We start from the raw sequence: 20,251 nt of genomic DNA, 5'->3' as shown, positions 1-20,251 counted from the left end.
CATTGCTGTTATATACCAATACTACATATTACAGTATTCACTTACCAGAATAATTTTAGTGTCTTAAAAGATTAACGTACTGGTCTCCGGCTGGTTGCCCCGGCTATTCTTATATATCCCAACTACCCTTGGGAACTACTTGATATTAACCCTTTTTACGTATGAATAATAAGGTTATAATACCTAAGCTATTGGCTTTTTGTATCCTGCTGCTCTTTGCCAGCTGCCGCAAAAAGGCCTGGGATGAATTTTACGACCGGCCCAATACACTGGCCGACCCGATATACAAACAGTTAGCTGGTAAAGGAAACTTTAAAAACCTGCTGGCCCTTATTGATAAGGGTGGTTACAAACAGGTACTGGTTGCCGGTGGCGGTTACTGGACCATGTTTGCGCCCAACGATGAAGCGTTCGATAAATACTTTAAAGACAAAGGTATTGCAGACGTAAACGCCATAGATTCCGCTACCGCACGCGCTATGGTACAATACTTCCTGGTATATAACAGCTTTGAAAAAGACAGGCTCGATGATTACCAGGCAACCGCCAACAATCAGGGCTGGACACCCTCTGTTGCTTTCAGACGCACTACGGCCTATTATACCGGTTTTTATAAGGATACCGGCCTCAACAATAAACCAATAACTGCCATTGCTGCCAATCGCAATAATATAACAGGATCGCTTACCGGCAATTATATTACCGGCGATGATAATAATAAGTATATCACTTATTTCACCGATGATTACTTCCAATCGGCAGGTCTTTCTGCCAGTGATTATAATTATTTCTATCCTTCTTCTACCTACACAGGTTTTAACGTGGCTGAAGCCAAAGTGGTCACAAAAGACATTCCCGCAGAAAATGGTGTAATACACGAAATAGACAGGGTGATCAACCCATTGCAGAGCATTGATGAATATATTCGTACAAAACCTGAATACAGCAGTTTCAGGGCCCTGCTCAACAGGATGTATGTTAATAATACGGTTCAGTTTATTTATAATTCCGATGCTTCGCACAGGTACCAGGTATTGACGGGTAAAAATGATTCCGTTTTTGTAAAAGCCTATTCTCCATTGCTTTCGTTTTCGCCCAACAACGAAAACTTTTTAAAAGCGGAGGATAATGACGGCCAGAAAGACTGCTGGACCATGTTTATTCCCAATAATACCGCGGTTGATAATTACGTAAAGAATGTGCTTTGTGAGTATTATCCTTCGCTTGATCAAATGCCTATGGATATTATTGCCGATTTCCTGAATGCACACATGTTTGCTACGGCGGTATGGCCTTCCAAGTTTGCAGTAACCCGTAATAAGTTTGCTGAGCCAGCCCGCTTCAATCCTAACACCGATGTATTTGATAGAAAAATATTAAGCAACGGTATTGTATATGGTACTACTAAAGTAGAAGAAGCCGATGTGTTCAGCACCGTATATAGCAAGGCATATCTCAACCCCGGATATTCCATGATGACCAGATTGCTGAATTTAAGCGGACTGAAACTGCTGATAGCAAATTCGAGTGTGCCGGTGAATATTTTTCTTATCCCCGATAAGGCCTTTGCTGCTGCAGGTTATAGCTACAATGTATCAAAAGACCAGTACGAGTATACGCCTGCCGGCGGCAGTGCTTCAACAAATGGCGTAAAAGATAAGCTTACACGTATTGCAAATACCTGTGTGTTTTTTGAACCATACAAATCAGATGTACAGGACCTTTCAGGGGCAGATATCGTAAAGTCAGGTGCTTCAGGTACAGAAGGCGATTTTATAAAATTCAATAACAATACCATATTGACGGGCGGCCTCCTGGATGCAGGTAAAACGGCAGTTGTAGACAGTGTAAAAACAGCCAGCAACGGTAAAGTATATTTTATTAACGATTTGCTTACCTATTCTGAAAAGCCGGTGGGCACACACGTAAAAAATCTTGGTACTGCTACTACCTCTGAGTTTAATTATTTCTGGCAGTACCTCAGTAATTCTGTAGCTATGTACAACGCTGCCACTACTGATATTAATGGGCTCACGGGTTTCAACACCGTATTTGTGCCAAACAACGCAGCCATATTACAGGCTGTGAATGATGGTGTGTTGCCTGGTACAGGCACTGCGCCCAATAAAGTGCCCACTTTTAATCCTACAAATGACACAGGAAGGGAGCTGGTGCGCAAATTTTTGCAATACCATATTCTTTACGGCCATACAGTAGTGCCCGATGGAAATCTTTCAGGCAGGTTCGACACTTACCTTAAAGATTCGGTAGGTAATAGCATAAAGATCAACATCACCAACAGTAAGGGCGCTATGATTATAAGGGATAATCAAAGTATACCCAAACCTTCCGAACTGATAATGGCCCAGAGTAATAATTTGTCTAACAGGTGTGTGATCCATTTGCTGAACGACTATTTAAAATATAACTGATTATTATAACTTCTTGCTATGAGGATTTTGACCCGCCTTATAATACAACTTTGCCAAGCGGCTATCTTTTCTGCGCTTGCAATGGCAGCGCAGGCACAAACCGCCGTGGTAATAACCGGTAAGGTGATCGACAAGAAAAGCCATCCCCTTACAGGTGTATCTGTAACGGAAATAGATGCAGATAAACGTATCATAAAGGGTGTAGCTACCGATGTAAATGGAAATTTTGCACTGCGTATAACCGATTCGCGCCACCGGGTATCATTTTCTTTGATCGGTTATAAAAGCCAGGAAGAACTGGCTGTGAACTCGCGCCGGCTGTTTAATATAACCCTGGAACAGGCTGCAAAAGATATTGATGAAGTAATTGTGGTAGCGCAGCGGAAAACAGATAATGGCATGCTGCCGGTAGCCGAACGAAACTCCACATTGGCCTATTCAAAGATCAGTGCAAAAGAAATGGAAGAAATGCAGGCTACCTCTATCGATCAGGCCCTGCAGGGCCGTATGGCAGGAGTAGACATTGCTGCCAATTCAGGCGACCCCGGTGCCGGTATGCAAATACGTATCCGCGGTACTTCTTCTATCAATTCATCTAACGACCCACTGATAGTAGTAGACGGTATGCCCTATGAAACGCAGGTACCCACTGATTTTAATTTTGGTACTGCCGACGACCAGGGATATGCGTCATTGCTGAATATCGCTCCTTCAGATATAAAAGACATCACTATTTTAAAAGATGCAGCAGCTACCGCTTTATGGGGTTCGCGTGCGGCCAATGGTGTTATTGTTATTAATACAAAAAGGGGAGCAAGAGGAAAACCTGCATTGACATATACATTTAAAGGAACAGCTTCGTTAAAAGCAAAGCCTATTCCCATGCTTGATGGGCCTAAGTATTCTGATCTTATTCCCGAAGCATATATGAACAGGAATGGGATACCGCTCAACCTGCAAACCGTAAATGAATTCAAGTCGGACCCCAACAACCCGTATTATTATTACAATTATGGTCAAAATACCAACTGGGTAGATGCTATTACGCGCAATGGCTTTACACACGACCATAACATCTCAATGACCGGTGGCGGCTCAAAGGCAAGATACTATGCATCGCTTGGTTACCTCGATCAAAAAGGTATTACAATTGGTACCGACCTTCGCCGCATAAGCACCCGCATTAATCTTGATTATATAGTATCGGAAAGGATCAGCATCAGAACAGACCTTTCTTATTCCTATACTGATAACAGCAAGAACTTTGGTGACAATCTCCGCAATATCGCATATCGCAAAATGCCGAATATGAGTATTTACGAATTTGACGAATATGGTAATAATACCGGCAACTATTTCTCACCATTTTCCAATATTCAGGGCCAGTTCCTGGGCGTCAACAGTAAAAATGAAATTCAGGGAACGGTAAACCCAGTAGCCATGGCAAATACTGCTACCAATAAAGTAATAACAGACAGGGTTATACCAAAATTTAATATCCAGTATACCATCAAGCCGCAGGTGCTTACAGCGATGGTAGATGTTCAATTCGACATCAACAGTTTAAAAAGTAAAAGTTTCCTGCCCCAGATAGCTACAGGAAACCCATGGACGGCAAGTACTGTAAACGTGGCCTACGACGGCGATAACGATGGGTTTAATGTACAAACCAAAACCTCACTTATTTATAACCCGCGAATAGAAAACAGCAAACATACGTTCACCGGGCTATTTAACGTGATGACCTACGATCGTAAAGGCGTTGCTTACCAGGCAAGAACAACTAATACGCCTTCCTCAGATCTGCAAGATCCCTCGGTGCCTTCAAGGGTAAATGGTATCAATTCCGGTTTAACTGCAAATGGCGGTCAAACCAGCACAATGAGCGCTTTGATCAATGGTCAGTATGGGTTCGATGATCGCTATATGATCAATGCCGCATTAAGAGGTGATGCAACCTCGCGGCTTTCTTCTAACCAGCGGTATGGCTTGTTCCCCTCTCTGTCTGCACGCTGGAGAATTTCGGGCGAGAAGTTCATGAACAATCTCAAATTCAGCAGGTCGATAGATGACCTGAGCCTTCGTGCCAGCTACGGTCGCAGCGGTAACGCGCCAAAAAGCGATTATATGTTTTACAACACCTACGACAATCTCAACTGGAACTACCTCGGCGAAGCGGGTGTATACTCAGCCAATATGGGTTTGAATAAATTGAAATGGGAAACCGTGATTGGGCAGAATGCAGGTTTGAACCTGGTAATGTTTAAGAACAGGTTTAACCTCGATGTAGAAGTGTATAAGAACAGGACCAAAGACCTTTTCTTTTATGACCTGCAGATCGCTTCAGTAAATGGTTATAATAATGTGGATATGAACGTGGGTACCATGGATAACCAGGGATGGGAAATAAACCTGAACACCACACCGGTAAAAACAAAAATGTGGATGGTTGATTTCAACTTTAATATAGCCCGCAATGAGAATATCATCCGTGAAATTTCAGAGTTCTATCCCGTTGAAAAAGGAAACATCACCCAGAACGGCCAATACAAAACATATATGCAGGTAGATAACCCATTCGGTTCATTTTATGGGTTCAGGTACCTCGGCGTATATAAAGACCTGGAGGAAACCCGCGCACGCGATGCAAATGGCAAACCAACGGTGCGCCCGAACGGAGAAGAGGTATATATGCGGTTTAACTATCCGGCAGTGGATTATGTATTTCAGCCGGGCGATGCAAAGTATGATGATATAAACCATGATGGCACTATCGATTACCGTGATATTGTTTATCTGGGCAACAGTAATCCGAAGTTTACCGGTGGCTTTGGCTTCAATGTAACTTATAACAGGGTATGGCGGTTTTCTACCTTTTTCAACTTCCGTTATGATTATGAGATCATCAATGGAACTGAAATGAACACCACCAATATGTATAAGTACGATAACCAAAGCACGGCCGTATTAAGACGCTGGCGTAGAAGTGGCGATGTAACCGATATGCCAAGGGCATTGTATGAAGCAGGGTATAACTGGCTGGGCTCATCGCGATATGTAGAAGATGGTTCTTTTCTGCGTTTCAGAACAGTGACACTGCGATATACTTTTACCAAAGGGCTTACCGACAGAATGAAGATAAAAAACCTCAGTGCATATGTTACAGCTGAAAATATGTTAACATTCACTAACTACATAGGGCAGGATCCCGAAGTAAGCGTAAGAGGTAGTGATCCTTTTAGGGTGGCAGCGGATAATTCCATGACACCACCAGTGAAAATGATCACTTTAGGTTTAACGGCTTCTTTTTAATAAAGTATGATAAAGATGAAAATGCGCTATAGATTATTACATACAATAAGTTTTTTTTCATTGATGTTGCTTGTGTCGTGTACAAAGCGACTCGATCAGAAGCCTTCTGATGGCATCATTCGTGAAGATTACTGGAAAACCAAAGAGCAGGTAAGGGCCGCAGTGATCGGTTGCTACGGTTCATTGCTTGGCGACCCAACCAATAGCACTGCTGCTTTACCGGAGTTGCTTTTTTTATGGGGAGAACTGCGGGCAGATATGCTGGCGCCTTCGCTGGGCACAACTGCTTCACAGTATGAGATCATGAACGTAAATACTACATCGTCCAATCCCATTATAAACTGGCGGCCGGTATACCGTACCATTAATTATTGCAATACCGTCATTGATTTTGCTCCTGGGGTACTAACGAACGACAAAACCTTTACGCAGGAAGCGTTGAATGCTTATGTAGCAGAGGCGAAAACGATAAGGGCATTACTCTATTTTTACCTTGCAAGAAGTTTTGGCGATGTGCCTTTAAAACTATCGGCTACATCAAGCGATGCAGACATAACAGACATTGCAAAAAGCTCCCGGCAGGAAGTGCTTAACCAGGTTATTGCAGATCTGAATTCCGCTGAGCCCAACGCACCGCTAACCTATGGAAACGTTGCATCTGATAAAGGACGTATTACCCGCTTTACTGTTAATACCATATTGGCAGATGTGTATTTATGGATGGAAAAATATGCAGAAGCCATTGCCGCCTGCGATAAGGTCATCAATTCAAAACGTTTTGGCCTCATTGGTTCAAGCAGCGCATGGTTTAATACCCTGTATCGTACGGGCAATTCAAACGAAGGCATTTTTGAATTACAGTTTGATGCGCAAAAGTTGAATACATTCTATGGCATGTTTGCATTATCGTCCAAACAGTTCGTTGCCGCCAACCGGGTAATGGATATGGTATATACTACCGATGAGGTGAATGGACTTAAAGATATACGTTCCGACGGGGCCTCCGTAAGGGCCACCGACGGTTTGATCTGGAAATATGTGGGTAAAAACAGCCAGGACCTTATAGCGCAAAGCGATTCATATACTCACTGGTTTGTATACCGGTATGCAGATGTATTATTAATGAAAGCCGAGGCCCTGGCCCAGTTAAGCAGGGGGCAGGAGGCGCTTGATATTGTAAATGTGATCCGCAAAAGGGCAGATGCTTTGGAGGGTTCAAACACCCATCCCGACCCGGCCAATGTAACAGAAGTATCACGCTTTATACTGGAAGAAAGAGCCCGGGAGTTTATGTTTGAGGGCAAGCGTTGGTACGATGTGCTACGGTATGTGAAACGGAATAATTATGCGCAGATCGATTTTTTGCTCGATATGGTGACCGGTACCGTACCTGCTAACACCATACGTGCCACGCAAACAAAAATGAAAGATCATAACAGCCATTACTTTCCCATATTTGAGTATGAGCTGCAGACAAACAAACAACTTGTACAAAACCCGTTTTATAAATAATTAATTGGGTGATCATGAAGAAATACATATACATCCCCCTGGTTGTTTTTATAGCAGTTGCTGCCTTGTTTGGCAACTGTAAAAAAACAGACTTGCGTGAAACCACCACGCAAGACCCCAACATACTTGACTATCTTCAGAAAGACTCCCTGCAGCGGTTTACAAAACTGTTGGCCGTTATTGAAAAGACCGGGTATAGCTCGGCCATGAATACTTACGGCACTTATACTTTGTTTGCCCCTACTGATGAGGCAATAATCATTTATCTGAAGAAATTGAATGTAGCCTCCATTGACCAGCTAAAGGATTCAGACCTTAAAGCAATAATTCAATTTCATTTGCTTGAGGATGTAGTGCAAACCAGTGAATTTACCGATGGTAAACTTCCGTCGGTAACCATGCTGGGGCAGTTTTTAATAACAGGGGTGGTCAATGAGGGCGGTGTTTCTTCGTACCGTATTAACCGGCAGGCCAATGTGGCCCAGCCAAACGTTTTAACCGGTAATGGAATTGTGCATGTAATTGACAACGTGCTTACGCCTTCTGTGTATACGGTAGCAAAGCTGGTTGAGCAAAGCTCAGCGTATTCCGTTTTCACAGAGGCACTGAAAGAAACAGGCTATTATGATTCATTGAACAGCGTCAAAAATACCGATGGTACGCAAAGGTGGTTTACATTATTAGCAGAAACAGATCAGGCATTAAGTGATGCCGGATTTGCAAGCTATGCAGCGTTGAAAAAGAAATATTGCAATACAGGCGACCCTAAAAATCCTGCCGACAGTCTGCATTTGTATGTGGCCTACCATATACTTCCCGATGTAAAATACCTCGCCGATATAGTAATGGCTTCCTCGCACGAAACAAAGGTGCCGCTGGAGGTGATCACTGATAAACTGATAGACGGTAAGAAAGTGCTTATTAATGATGATGAGTATACTACGCTAACCGGGCCGGTGCATGAGATAGGGGCTGAGCTTGACCAGGCCAACAGTGATGTATCTGCTACAAACGGTGTGGTGCATAGGGCACTGTCGCATTTGGCCATAAAAGTGAGGAAGCCTTTTCCTGTATACTGGGACTTGTGTTCTACCGTGTCTGAGCTTACCAGGTTGAGTAGCATATACCGCAAAAAAACTTATTTGTTCGACTATGGTGATGGTGCCACCTTAAAGGATATTAAATGGGAAAAAAGTTGTCTTAAATACAGAAATGGTGTAACCGGCTACCTGGGCGATTATTGGCAAGTAGGTATGGGAACAAGCAGCAGCAATACAGATGGCCTTGGGCAGTGCGCAGGAAACAGCTGGATCGAGTTTACCACGCCAATGCTGGTAAAAGGAAAATACAAAGTATGGTTTTGTTATTTTCAACAAAATGGTGATAAAGTCATCAATGTGCAGGGATCATTTGATTCAATACCGCTTACCAGTGCGCTGATACAGTTTCATCAGAAAATAGCTTCCGTTACTGATACTGCGGGGATGGAAGCATTGGGCTGGAAATGGTGGGCTGGCGCAAGTAAGAGAGCCGGTACTACTGCAAGCCGCATGTTAGGCATAATAGATGTAAAAGCCACCGGCAGGCATAAAATTCGTTTTAATCTGATCTCGGGAACCAATTCAGACTGCAATTTCGATATGATCCATTTTATTCCGGTAGATGAAAACCAAACGGGCAGGAGATTTAACCCCGACGGAAGTATAGAAGTAACGCCGCATTAATAATCACGAAACAATTTTTTGAAGCATGCGCTTAAGGAAAAAATACCTGTTGTTTGCTGCTTGCATTGCAGTTACCGGTCTTTGTTGCAAGAAATGGGACGATCATGTGGCGGTAAACGAACAGCCACTTAACCAAACCCTGCAGGAATATATAAATACCCAGCCCAGCCTTAGTAAGTTTAGCGAATACCTGGTGAAAACGGCGCTCGATAAAGTGATCGGCTCATCTAAAAATTATACGGTATGGGCGCCAACCAATGAGGCATTGAACAGCCTGCCACAAGATGTGGTGAACGACACGGCAAAACTGAAACCCTGGCTGCTGAACCATATTGCCGGACAGCTTTATTTTACAAGAATGGCCACCGACTCATTAAGAATACCAATGCTGAACGGCAAGCGAATTAATTTCTTTAATAAGAAGTTCGATGATGCCAGTATACAACAGGCCGATATCTATGTAAAGAATGGTGCACTGCATATAATAGACAAGGTTATAGAACCGTTGCCAAGTATATGGGAATATATTCAAAGCACTAAGACAACCATCGCACAAAATTCGTATATAGCCTCGTTGAATTATCAGATGCAGGATCCTTCCAAGGCAGAACTTGACAGTATTAATCCTGTTACCGGCGAACCTGTTTATAAACCCGGTACGGGCATTGTAAATATAAATACCTTCCGCACTAAAGTGTATGATATAGGAAATGAAGATAGCCTGTATACTTATATAGAGTTGGCCAATGCTGCATATCTCGCTGAAGCAGATAAGCAAAAAGTGTTTTTCAAAAGCCCCGATGCAGGTTTTACCATCGGCAATGCTTACTGGAATGTGGCGAAAGATCTGGTAATAAAAGGACGCTATTCTCCCGAACAATTGCCATCGACATTGTTGTCGAAGTTCGATGTTCACATTTCTGTTAATAAAGCAGATATTGTAGAAACGCGTAAAGCAAGTAACGGGATAATATATGTAGTAAAGGCGGCTGCGGCGCCCATAGAAGAAAAAATACCTGTGGTAATTGTGCAGGGCGAGGATGCGGTTGCAATTAAGTCGAATGAAGATAAATATATATCAAAGCTTTTTTACAGGCAGCGCAAAAACCCACTTACGGGACAGTCGTTCAATGATATTTATTTGAACCTCGGCACTAATGCATCGGGCGCCAATTTTTTCCTGGATTATATAACCAACGGCCTGTATACAACAAAATATAAAGTATACTGGGTGGCATTGAACGATAAAAGCATCTCGGGCCAGGACGATGGTCCGTATGGAACCGATTCCACCTTGAAGCAGATCTTGCAGATCAGCGAGGATAGTGCAAGGAATTATTCGCCTTTGAGCTTGCCGGCAGAAGTAAAGCCATACGATTATACAGAAGTGCTGGTGGGTGAGTATATTAATGATAGCTATAATTGGAAATTATCATATCCTGAATCTACCCCCGCCGGTTATAGTTATAAACGTAACACGGCTACTCGCCGTCTTCGGCTACAAACGCCTGCTACGCTTGCTACGGGCATTCCCTATAACCTCACACTGGATTATTTAAAATTCGTTCCGGTGTTCTAATTATGTTATTCATGTGCATACAAACAACTATACTACGTAGCATGATGATGAAAAGGATTGTATTTGCCGTTTGCATGGGACTGTGTTGCAACCACCTGCATGCTCAGGATGCTGCCAATACCGATTCTATTATTGATGTACCTGCTTCACCAATTGGTTTTGTAGATGTAAAAGGCTCCATTGCAGATGCCGTAAATCGTAAACCTTTGAGTGGTGCAAGGGTCACTTATAAAAATGCGACCGCAGCCATTACTGACAGCCTGGGTAACTTTTTATTGAAAGTACCCGGTTATAACGTTTCCATAAGGATAGAGGCCGATGGATACCAGACAAGAGAACTGGCGTTGCAAGGGATGGCTATTGTAAAAGGTTTTCTACACGAAAATGATTACAGTTCTTTTTATGATGACATCACAACACCTTTAGGTATAACAACAAAAAGCTATTTAAGTAATGCATCCGTTTCTGTACAAACAAAAGGAAACTGGCAGGGTACGCCCGAAACGCCGGATGCTTATTTGCAAGGTAAAGTAGCCGGGCTAAATGCCATTCGTCGCTCGGGTACCCCCAATATAGGCGCCAATCTTTTTTTGCGTGGATATACCTCTTTATATGCAAGTAACCAGCCATTGATAATAGTAGATGGTGTTTTTTTTGATAATAGTAATTATGGAACACCGCTGAGTTCCGGCGCATATAATAACCCTTTGGCTTTTATCGATAGTAAGGATATTGACAATATTACAGTGATAAAAGATGCCACTTCTATTTATGGGGCTAAAGGAGCAAACGGTGTAATACTAATTACAACTGCACGTTCAAAACAGGAAGCTACCCGAATAGACGTTGCATTGTATGGTGGTGTAAATTTTGAGCCTGAGAGTATACCTATGATGAATGCTTCGGATTACAGAGTGTATTTATCAGAAATGCTGCAGTCAAAAGGGGTTACCGATAAAGGCATGCAGGCGCTTCCCTACATGAATGATGATGTAAACAACCCCGACTATTACCGCTATCATTATACCAACAACTGGCAGAAGAAAGTGCTCGACAACAGCACCATGCAAAACGGTTACCTGAGAATTACAGGTGGCGATAATATTGCAAAATATGCGTTGACAATGGGATTCTTAAAGAACGCAGGCGTTGTCAAAAACACAGGCCTTACCAGGTATAATATGCGGTTTAATGCCGATCTTAATCTCAGCCCCAGGCTTACTGCTGCTGCCAACCTCAGCTTTATTTACAACGAGCAGAAGTTGAAGAATATGGGACTAAGCCTTACCACGAACCCCCTTTATACAGCTTTAATAAAAGCGCCTTTTCTGCCTGAGAACGAAGTAGCTGATAATGGAATAGAATCGCCTGTACTGGCAGATAGAGATACTTTTAATATAAGTAATCCCGGCGCGCTTATCCAGAGTATGCAGGCACTTAATAAAAGCTACCGGTTCAATGGTTCGGTAAAATTCAATTATCTGCTTACAAAACAGCTGTCGCTGGCATCCACTATTGCTGTTTCCATTGATAAAATACGGGAGTCGTTTTTTGTGCCTGAAAAAGGGATCGTACCCGATACACTTGATAATGCCATCGCCTACAACCGGTCGGGTGCACAGGTGATACGAACTTTTACTATTTTCAATGATACCCGTTTGGCCTATAATAAAACATTTAACCATATTCACCAGTTAGATGCCCAGCTGGGTATACGATATGTAAGAAATAATGCCGAGCAGGACAATGGGTTTGGTTTTAATGCGGCTACCGATCAGTTAAAGGGTGTGCAATATGGCGTCAATGCTTTACGTCGCATAGGCGGCAGCCTTGGCCAATGGACCTGGTTGAATACTTACCTGCATGCAGGCTATAATATGGCAGGCAAATATTATGTTGCTTTCGATATGGCAGCAGACGGCTCTTCACGTTTTGGAAGAAATATTCCGCAAGGTAATATGGCTTCTTTGCAGGCAGGCAGCCGCGCGCTGGCACTCTTTCCTTCAATAAGCGGTTCCTGGCTTGTTTCTTCTGAAAAATTTATGTCTCGGTTCAATTTCGTTGACTTATTAAAAGTAAGAGCTTCTATAGGTAAAACCGGTAATGACGATATCGGCAATTTCACAGCCCGTAAATATTATGTAGCGCAAAACCTGCTTGGAATATCCGGGCTCGTACGTGGTAATATTGGCAATGAGCAACTGCAATGGGAATCGGTGACAAAACTAAATGCCGGCGCCGACATTGCTTTGTTTAATGAGCGGTTGAATATAAGTGTTGATGCATACCGTAATACCTCCGATAAAATGATCGTATATACAGCTGCATCTACCATGAGTGGCATGAACTATATAGTTGCCAATTCGGGTGGCATGCGTACCAATGGATGGGAAGCAGCTGTACAGGCGCGCGTTATCGATCACAAAACCATTAAATGGGATGTGGGATTCAATATTGCACAGAGCAAATCAAAGATCACAAAATTACCGGCAGGAGCTTTCCTTACTGATTTTGCCGACGGTACCATTATTACAGCTGAAGGCAATGCGCCCAATCTGTTTTATGGGTATAAGACCGCAGGTATATTCACCACTGATGCAGATGCTGCCGCTGCAGGCTTATATAATAAAAATGCCAACGGCGGTGTTACTGCTTTTGGCGGCGGTGATGTACGTTTTATAAATACAACCGGCAACGATAATGTGATCGATGAAAATGACAGACAGGTAATTGGTAATCCCAATCCTGATTTTTACGGTGCAATAAATAGCCGGTTGGTATATGGTAACTGGTCGCTCGATGTATTATTCACATACAGCTATGGCAATGATATATACAATTATACCCGCCGGCAATTAGAATCGATGAGCGGTTATGCCAACCAGACAGAGGCAGTACTGAGCCGTTGGAAAACAAACGGCCAGGTAACAAGCACACCCAAAGCTACCTGGGGCGATCCCATGAGCAATAGCCGTTTCTCTGACAGGTGGATAGAAGATGGATCTTATGTAAGACTAAGAACAGTATCGATTGCCTATAACGTACCGGTTAAACCAGGTATCGTAAAGTACATACAGGTATATGGCACAGGCAATAACCTGTTCACACTTACAAAATATCTTGGCTATGATCCTGAATTCAGCACCGTAAATGGCGTTTTCGGACAAGGGATGGATATAGTGCCAGAACCTCAATATAAAAGTGTGCAGGCGGGAGTGCGTATTGGTTTATAATTTATTTATTTCAACCAACAGAAGAATTTTATGCAAATAAGGTCAATAATATTTAGTGCTGTATGTAGTGTATTGTTACTGGCGGCAATATCATCGTGCAAGAAAGTGCTCGATGTAGAGCCAAAAGATGTGCTTGACGAAGAGAACATGTACAGGAACGTATTTGATGCAGATGCGGCAGTAATAGGCGTATATGGAAAATTTATGGGCCTTGCTGAGCAGTATGTGGTACTAAATGAACTAAGGGGCGACCTGGCCACTGTTACCACCAATGCCGATGTGAACCTGCAACAGCTGGAAACGCACCGGGTACAGGAAGGTAATCCGTATGCAAACCCGAAACCGTTTTACGAGGTAATACTCAATTGCAACGATGTATTGCATAATTTCGATATAATGCTGCGCGATAGAAAGCTGAAGGTAGAAGAGTATAATATGCGGTATGCAGATATAGCTACCCTCAGATGCTGGTTGTACCTGCAATTAGGCATTCATTTCGGAAAAGTTCCGTATGTAACCAATGAATTAGCCGATATAGCTTCACTGGAAGCAGTAAGCAGTATGCCTCGCATTGAATTTAGCGAGTTGATTGATTCACTCACCAAACAAATGGAGGCACTGCCCTACACACAGCCTTACGCATCATCAGCCAGCCTGGTCACTGCTGTGGATGGTTATGCAACCAATAAGTTCTTTATCAATAAACAAATGATGGCCGGGCAACTCTACCTGTGGAAAGGCGATTATCGTAAAGCTGCTGTAGCTTTTAAAAGCGTAATGGAAACAGGCGGTACCGGCGATCTGAATACAAACCGTATAGCCGAGGGCTCCAAAGCAGATAATAATGACCTGGCTGTTGGCTATGTCCGGTACAGAGAATGGGATGAAAATATGCTGGTAGACAATAACAGCCAGGGATGGCGTTCCATCTTTGCGCGAAGCGAGGATAAATTGTTTGGCTATGAATGGATCTGGTATTTGCCTTTTAATGAGAACTTTAAACCTGTTGATCCTTTTATCAGCCTTTTTTCGAACAGAGGTGGAAGTTACCTGTTGAAACCATCGCAGTATGCTATTGATAAATGGAACAGCCAGGTGCAGAAAAATGATTTTACATATGATGCAAGAGGAAAGATCTTTAGCTGGCGTATGCTGAACGATCAGCCGGTGATCATGAAATACCTGTACAATTATCTGGATGAAAAAAGCTTTATCCCCACCAACCTGTTTAAAAAGAACGGCAAATGGTTTTTGTACCGGGCAGCTTCTTTGCACCTCGATTTTGCAGAAGCTGCTAACCGCGATGCGCACCAATCGCTGGCGTATGCTTTGCTGAACCAGGGGCTTACTACTATACCCAACAGAATAACCAATGAAGGTAATCCGTATAATTTTGATGCACGCAAAAGCGATAATCCGAAAATTATAGGTGACTGGTGTACAAACGCTGGCATACGAAAGAGAGCTAATTTATATTCGCCGGCAGTAACGGGCGATAGCACCCTGTTTATAGAAGACCAGGTTGTAAGTGAAGCCGGTCTTGAACTTGCTTATGAAGGCAGGCGCTGGAGCGATCTGGTGCGCATTGCATTAAGAAGGAACGATCCTGCATTCCTTGCAGATAAAATATATAACAAACTCGTGGCTGAAAATAATCCTGCAGCCGTTGAAGTAAGGGCCAGGTTAATGAAAAAGGAGAACTGGTATCTGCCGTTTAAATTCTAATTGATCATACAATTACTTTATTGTAAAAGGGCCTTCCTGTTTTAGGAGGGCCCTTTTGAATTTAGTTGAGATCATATTGGTAACTCAGGCAGTCGAGTTCTACGCTGGCCAAATCGAGCAACCAGTTAAAAGTTTCCCTGTTGGTATCTGCAACACATGGAAGACCGCTGTAACACAATATGCCATTCCTGAGATTTTGATAAAAGGAAATGTGTTTCTTTTTGTTTTTATCAAGCTGCCCGGTTTGACGGTCTTCTATCAACATTTCTTTAAGATGATCAATGTATAAATTAAGTTCCGCAATAAACATATGTGGCCGGTCATTGCCCGAAAGAATATTTGTTCTACCGTAAATATGATCAACCATCGTTTGCAGTGACACAATGTTCGAGAAATTAACAATATTTGGCCCGGGGCAAATGGTTACGGCATTCAGGTTTTTAACAAAAGTATTTTTATAGGTAATAGCTGCCGAATTGCTTAAGCCTATACATAAACATTCTTTATCCAGCACTTCTGCCAATTGCTTCTTATAACTTTCCGCTGGCAAGTTGAGTGATTGTAACTGCTCTTTCTTTAGTTTCTGATATTTTCGTGATGCAGTACAAATGGGTTCTGTTGTTATATCTATTAATTAGCATTCATGTTTTCTAAGTCAACCGAGTATGCGCTGCGGGCAGCCATTTTTATTGCACAAAAGGGTTCTGAAGAGAATAAACTGGGAATTGATGAAATTTCCAGGGCAATAGGTTCGCCCAGGCCATTTACCGCCAGGATCCTTCAATTACTTACAAAAGATAATAAGATCGTTAGTTCTGTTCGGAGGCCTAACGGTGGATTTTATATTGCAGATAAAGCCAAAAAACTGCCCTCGCGTTGTATTCTTGAAGCAATGGGTGAAGATGAGATATTGGAGAAGTGTGTACTGGGTTTAATTCAATGCTCTGAAAAAATGGCTTGTCCTATGCATGCAGAATATAAGCTTATTAAACAGCAACTGATTCAGCTTTTTGAGAATAAGACCATTGAGCTTCTTGTTGACGAAATTGATAAAGGGGCCCGGGTTATTAGTAAAAAGCGGCCTGCCAAATAGTAAGGTAGATTTACATGTAGTTATTCTCCTTTATCCCATTTAAAAATTAAAAACGTATTAACTACCTATTAAATTATTATAAATATGCAGGACAATTAACAGCATGGCATAGTAGTTGGTAATGGGTGCGCCATAGTCTCAACCCCAAAACTGTATAACTATGAAAAGTAAATTCGCTCCCCTTTCCCTGTTATTGATCCCTGTTGTTGCATTTTTCTCTTTCTCTGTTAAATTTGCCTCTGTTATTAAAGGAACCATCAGTCCGGCGGAAAGTGCCGTATACGTTTGGGCTATTATTGGAAACGATTCAACCAAGGTAGCCCTGGTTCAGGGCGCCTTCCAGTTGAACGACCTGAAAGCAGGCACTTACAAGATCGTTGTAGAAGCTACGGCTCCTTACAAAGATTTTGTAAAAGAAGGTGTGGTTATTAAAGATGGCGAAGTGCTCGATCTTGGAAATATTACTTTAAGCAAATAAAAAAAGAGCTTTCTGTGTAATTGATCAGGGTAATTTAATTGCCCTGATTTTTTATTTATGAAATAAGGAACACCCCTACAACCACCCCGATCTCCTGAACAAATAATAAACCACAGCGCAAATACAGAAAGTACCAAACACTACAAACGGGTAACCATAGGTCCATTGTAGCTCGGGCATAAACTTAAAGTTCATACCATAAAACCCGGCTACCATGGTGGGCACGGCAATAATAGCGGCCCAGCCGGCAAACTTTCTCGAAGTATCGTTCTGCGAAATAGAGATCAGTGAAAAGTTGGCATCCAACGCCGTGTTTAAAAGCTCCCTTGTATTATCCACCATTTCATTAATGCGCAGGCCATGGTCATATATGTCACGAAAATAGGGTTGTGTTTCGGGCGTAATGTATTTAATATCGAACCGCATGAGGCGATTGCAGATGTCTATAAGGGGCGATACCGCACGTTTTACTTCCAGCAGGTCTTTCTTCAGCTGGTATATCTGTTCTGTTGTTTGCCGGCTGGGGTTTTCTTTAAATACTTTGTCTTCGATGGCTTCCAATGCCTCTTCCATTTTTTCTACAACGGGAAAGTACATGTCAACTATAAAGTCCATAATGGCATAGAGAACAAATCCCTGTCCTTTGCTCAGCAATTCAGGCATCGATTCGCAACGGGCCCGCACATCGGTATATGCTACTGATGAACCATGCCGAACAACTACAATATAATTTGACCCAACAAAAAAATGTGTCTCGCCAAATTGTATATGCCTGTCTGCACTCATTTGTGCGGTTCGCAGCACAATGAAAAGCGAGTCGCCATACAACTCTATTTTGGGACGTTGGTGCGCCTGGTGCGCATCTTCAACAGCCAGGTCGTGCAGGCCAAATTCGTTTTGTACCCGCTCCAGTATTTCTTCCGAAGGTTCATACAGTCCTATCCATACAAACTTACCGGGAGCTTTTAATATTTCATGAATGCTGTCGAGGTCAAGGTCCTCGGTGCGGTGGCCGGCAGCATAGGCGGCACAATTGACAATTTCTTTCATATGCAATATTTTGAAAATGGCATTTGGTATTTGTATCTCTAATTTCCGTAAATAAAATAAATACGCAATCGTTTGTCTTAGGGGGCAGTTAAAATATTGAATAGTCGGTCACGCGCCTAATCTTATCTTTTGATTAAGTTTACAGGGCGTTTTCCCTGCCATATGAAACTGTAACTACTTTTGATGATTGCTGTTAATGGACCACTACTGCACATATACTGATGAGCAACTTGTTCAACTTCTTAAACAAAACGATCATAAGGCTTTCTCAGAACTTTATGAACGTTATTGGGATAAGCTGCTATTTCTGGCCGGCAAAAAATTGAATGACCTGTACGAAGCCGAACATATTGTTCAGGACCTGTTCCTCGACCTGTGGAACCGCAGGGCAGCGCTTGAGATACAACAATCCATTGGCGGATACCTGGTAGTAGCTGTTAAATATCGTATTATCAATGCCCAGGCAAAGCGGCATAAGCAGGCAGCGAGAATCACTGAAGACCTGGCCTCCGCTCCCCAACATGATAACAGTACTGAAAGCTGGCTTTCTTTTCGGGAATTGCAGCACAGCTTGCATCATCAATTATCCCGATTGCCCGAAAAATGTGCGCTGGCATTTTCACTTCGCGATGATGGTCTTTCTTACAAACAGATAGCAGCTGAAATGAATATTTCTGAAAAAACGGTTGAAATGCATATCAGTCGTGCTTTTAAAGCATTACGTACCGGCCTAGGTAATCTTATTAGTCTACTCATTCTTATTGATAGCTGGCTGTTTTAATACTCCCGTAAAAATATTTCTAAACACATACAGGGTATCGATCTTATAAATTGACCTTGTTATAAAGCTGTTTCTTTAAATGAACGATCAGGAACAACATAACCGGTACAATGAGTTGGCCCGGAAGCTGCTCGATGGCTCAATTACTGAGTTGGAAAAGCAGGAATACCTCAACTGGCTTAACCAGGAGGAAGACGCGTTGCACATTCCTGCCGATTTTGCCAAGGATCGTGAGGAACTAAAGAACAGGATCTATGACGCAGTGCATGCCTCTATTGAAGATGAAGCTACTGCTTATGCAAATAAGAAGGGGAGTCACAAACTACGCCGTTTGTACCGCTATGCAGCTGCTGCAGCCGTGTTACTGGTGGTTACAGGTATTGCTGTTTACTTTTTGAGTAATAAGGAAAATAAGCCACAAGCCATTGTACTAAATAGCCAGCCCGCAGCCACTGATGTTTTTCCAGGCCACGATGGCGCCATACTTAAACTGGCCAATGGAAAGCAACTGTTGCTCGATAGTTTGGGCAACGGCATTATTGCTACCCAGGGAAATACCAGCATAAAAATTCAAAACGGGCAGGTGGTGTATGATGCCATGCAGTCGGGAAAAGAAATGCTGTATAATACCATGACCACCCCCAGGGGCCGGCAGTTTCAATTGCTGCTTCCGGATGGTTCAAACGTGTGGCTGAATGCAGCTTCTTCAATAACCTATCCCGCCGCATTTATTGGTAATGAGCGGCGGGTTACCGTAACCGGTGAAGTGTACTTTGAAGTGGCAAAAAATAAAGAAAAACCATTCATAGTTGATGTTGATGGAAAAGCAAGCGTGCAGGCGCTGGGAACAAGTTTTAATATCAATGCCTATAGCGATGAACCGGGAATTAAAACAACCTTGCTGGAAGGAAAAGTGAGGGTTACGAAACGTGAAACAACAAAGGATGCTGAATTATCGGTTGTCTTAAAGCCGGGAGAACAGGCTGTTGCTAATTGCCGATTGCCGATTGCCGATTGCCGATTGGATATTCACCATTCACCGGATATAGAGGAAGTAATGGCCTGGAAGAACGGCCGGTTTGAATTTAACGGTAACAGCATTCAATCGGTAATGCGGCAATTATCGCGTTGGTATAATGTGGACGTAGTATATGAAGGCGCGCTTCCCGATGCCAATTTTGTAGGTGCCATTACCCGGCAGGAAAAATTATCACAGGTATTGAAAATGCTCGAACTAACCAATGTAATACAATTCAAAATACAGAAGAAAAATGCTTCAGGCGAAGCTGCTCAAATAATCGTTACACGCAGATAAAACACCATTGGCCTTAA

General features: G+C 42.7%; 13 protein-coding genes. 11 read left to right on the top strand and 2 right to left on the bottom strand.

Annotated features, from left to right (window positions below):
- Nucleotides 1-161: 161 nt before the first annotated feature.
- The 7 genes from GGD38_RS09080 to GGD38_RS09050 are packed head-to-tail and all read left to right on the top strand — an operon-like array spanning nucleotide 162 to nucleotide 15,517.
- Nucleotides 162-2,432 (top strand): fasciclin domain-containing protein, encoded by a 2,271-nt coding sequence (locus GGD38_RS09080; RefSeq protein WP_375298318.1) that lies wholly within the window; start codon nucleotides 162-164, stop codon nucleotides 2,430-2,432.
- A gap of 18 nt (nucleotides 2,433-2,450) precedes the next feature.
- Nucleotides 2,451-5,744, top strand: a complete 3,294-nt coding sequence (locus tag GGD38_RS09075; protein WP_375298319.1) for a SusC/RagA family TonB-linked outer membrane protein — start codon at nucleotides 2,451-2,453, stop codon at nucleotides 5,742-5,744.
- A 6-nt stretch (nucleotides 5,745-5,750) separates the two neighbouring features.
- A complete protein-coding gene (locus GGD38_RS09070; RefSeq protein ID WP_375298320.1) occupies nucleotides 5,751-7,256 on the top strand; it encodes a RagB/SusD family nutrient uptake outer membrane protein in 1,506 nt (501 codons plus the stop codon).
- Between the two features lie 14 nt (nucleotides 7,257-7,270).
- The gene (locus tag GGD38_RS09065) at nucleotides 7,271-8,980 is read left to right on the top strand and encodes a fasciclin domain-containing protein (RefSeq protein ID WP_375298321.1); all 1,710 of its coding nucleotides are present in this window, start codon (nucleotides 7,271-7,273) and stop codon (nucleotides 8,978-8,980) included.
- 25 nt (nucleotides 8,981-9,005) lie between these two features.
- On the top strand, nucleotides 9,006-10,559 hold the full coding sequence (locus GGD38_RS09060) for a fasciclin domain-containing protein (RefSeq protein ID WP_375298322.1): 1,554 nt from the start codon (nucleotides 9,006-9,008) through the stop codon (nucleotides 10,557-10,559).
- Nucleotides 10,560-10,600: 41 nt separating this feature from the next.
- Nucleotides 10,601-13,792 carry a SusC/RagA family TonB-linked outer membrane protein gene (locus GGD38_RS09055; protein WP_375298323.1) on the top strand — a complete coding sequence of 1,064 codons (3,192 nt, stop codon included), beginning with the start codon at nucleotides 10,601-10,603 and terminating at the stop codon, nucleotides 13,790-13,792.
- Nucleotides 13,793-13,822: 30 nt separating this feature from the next.
- A complete protein-coding gene (locus GGD38_RS09050; RefSeq protein ID WP_375298324.1) occupies nucleotides 13,823-15,517 on the top strand; it encodes a RagB/SusD family nutrient uptake outer membrane protein in 1,695 nt (564 codons plus the stop codon).
- 61 nt (nucleotides 15,518-15,578) lie between these two features.
- Here GGD38_RS09050 and GGD38_RS09045 read toward each other — a convergent pair whose 3' ends face one another.
- Complete coding sequence (locus GGD38_RS09045) at nucleotides 15,579-16,067, bottom strand: hypothetical protein (protein ID WP_375298325.1); 489 nt, start codon at nucleotides 16,065-16,067, stop codon at nucleotides 15,579-15,581.
- 93 nt (nucleotides 16,068-16,160) lie between these two features.
- Between GGD38_RS09045 and GGD38_RS09040 the strand changes: the two genes are divergently transcribed.
- Together GGD38_RS09040 and GGD38_RS09035 are read left to right on the top strand one after the other, a co-directional pair.
- Complete coding sequence (locus GGD38_RS09040; RefSeq protein ID WP_375298326.1) at nucleotides 16,161-16,610, top strand: RrF2 family transcriptional regulator; 450 nt, start codon at nucleotides 16,161-16,163, stop codon at nucleotides 16,608-16,610.
- A 160-nt stretch (nucleotides 16,611-16,770) separates the two neighbouring features.
- Nucleotides 16,771-17,088: a carboxypeptidase-like regulatory domain-containing protein gene (locus tag GGD38_RS09035; protein WP_375298327.1), complete on the top strand. Its 318-nt coding sequence runs from the start codon at nucleotides 16,771-16,773 to the stop codon at nucleotides 17,086-17,088.
- Between the two features lie 75 nt (nucleotides 17,089-17,163).
- Here the strand turns inward: GGD38_RS09035 and corA are convergent, their stop codons facing one another.
- Complete coding sequence (gene corA / locus GGD38_RS09030) at nucleotides 17,164-18,138, bottom strand: magnesium/cobalt transporter CorA (protein WP_375298328.1); 975 nt, start codon at nucleotides 18,136-18,138, stop codon at nucleotides 17,164-17,166.
- A gap of 196 nt (nucleotides 18,139-18,334) precedes the next feature.
- Here corA and GGD38_RS09025 point away from each other — a divergent pair, with 196 nt between their 5' ends.
- Nucleotides 18,335-18,919: an RNA polymerase sigma factor gene (locus GGD38_RS09025; protein ID WP_375298329.1), complete on the top strand. Its 585-nt coding sequence runs from the start codon at nucleotides 18,335-18,337 to the stop codon at nucleotides 18,917-18,919.
- A gap of 79 nt (nucleotides 18,920-18,998) precedes the next feature.
- Complete coding sequence (locus tag GGD38_RS09020) at nucleotides 18,999-20,234, top strand: FecR family protein (RefSeq protein ID WP_375298330.1); 1,236 nt, start codon at nucleotides 18,999-19,001, stop codon at nucleotides 20,232-20,234.
- The last annotated feature ends 17 nt before the right edge of the window (nucleotides 20,235-20,251 follow it).

Source organism: Niastella sp. OAS944 (genome assembly GCA_024809215.1).
GTDB lineage: Bacteria > Bacteroidota > Bacteroidia > Chitinophagales > Chitinophagaceae > Niastella.
The sequence above is the reverse complement of the archived record's forward strand: the minus strand, read 5'-3'. Positions and strand labels throughout refer to the sequence as shown.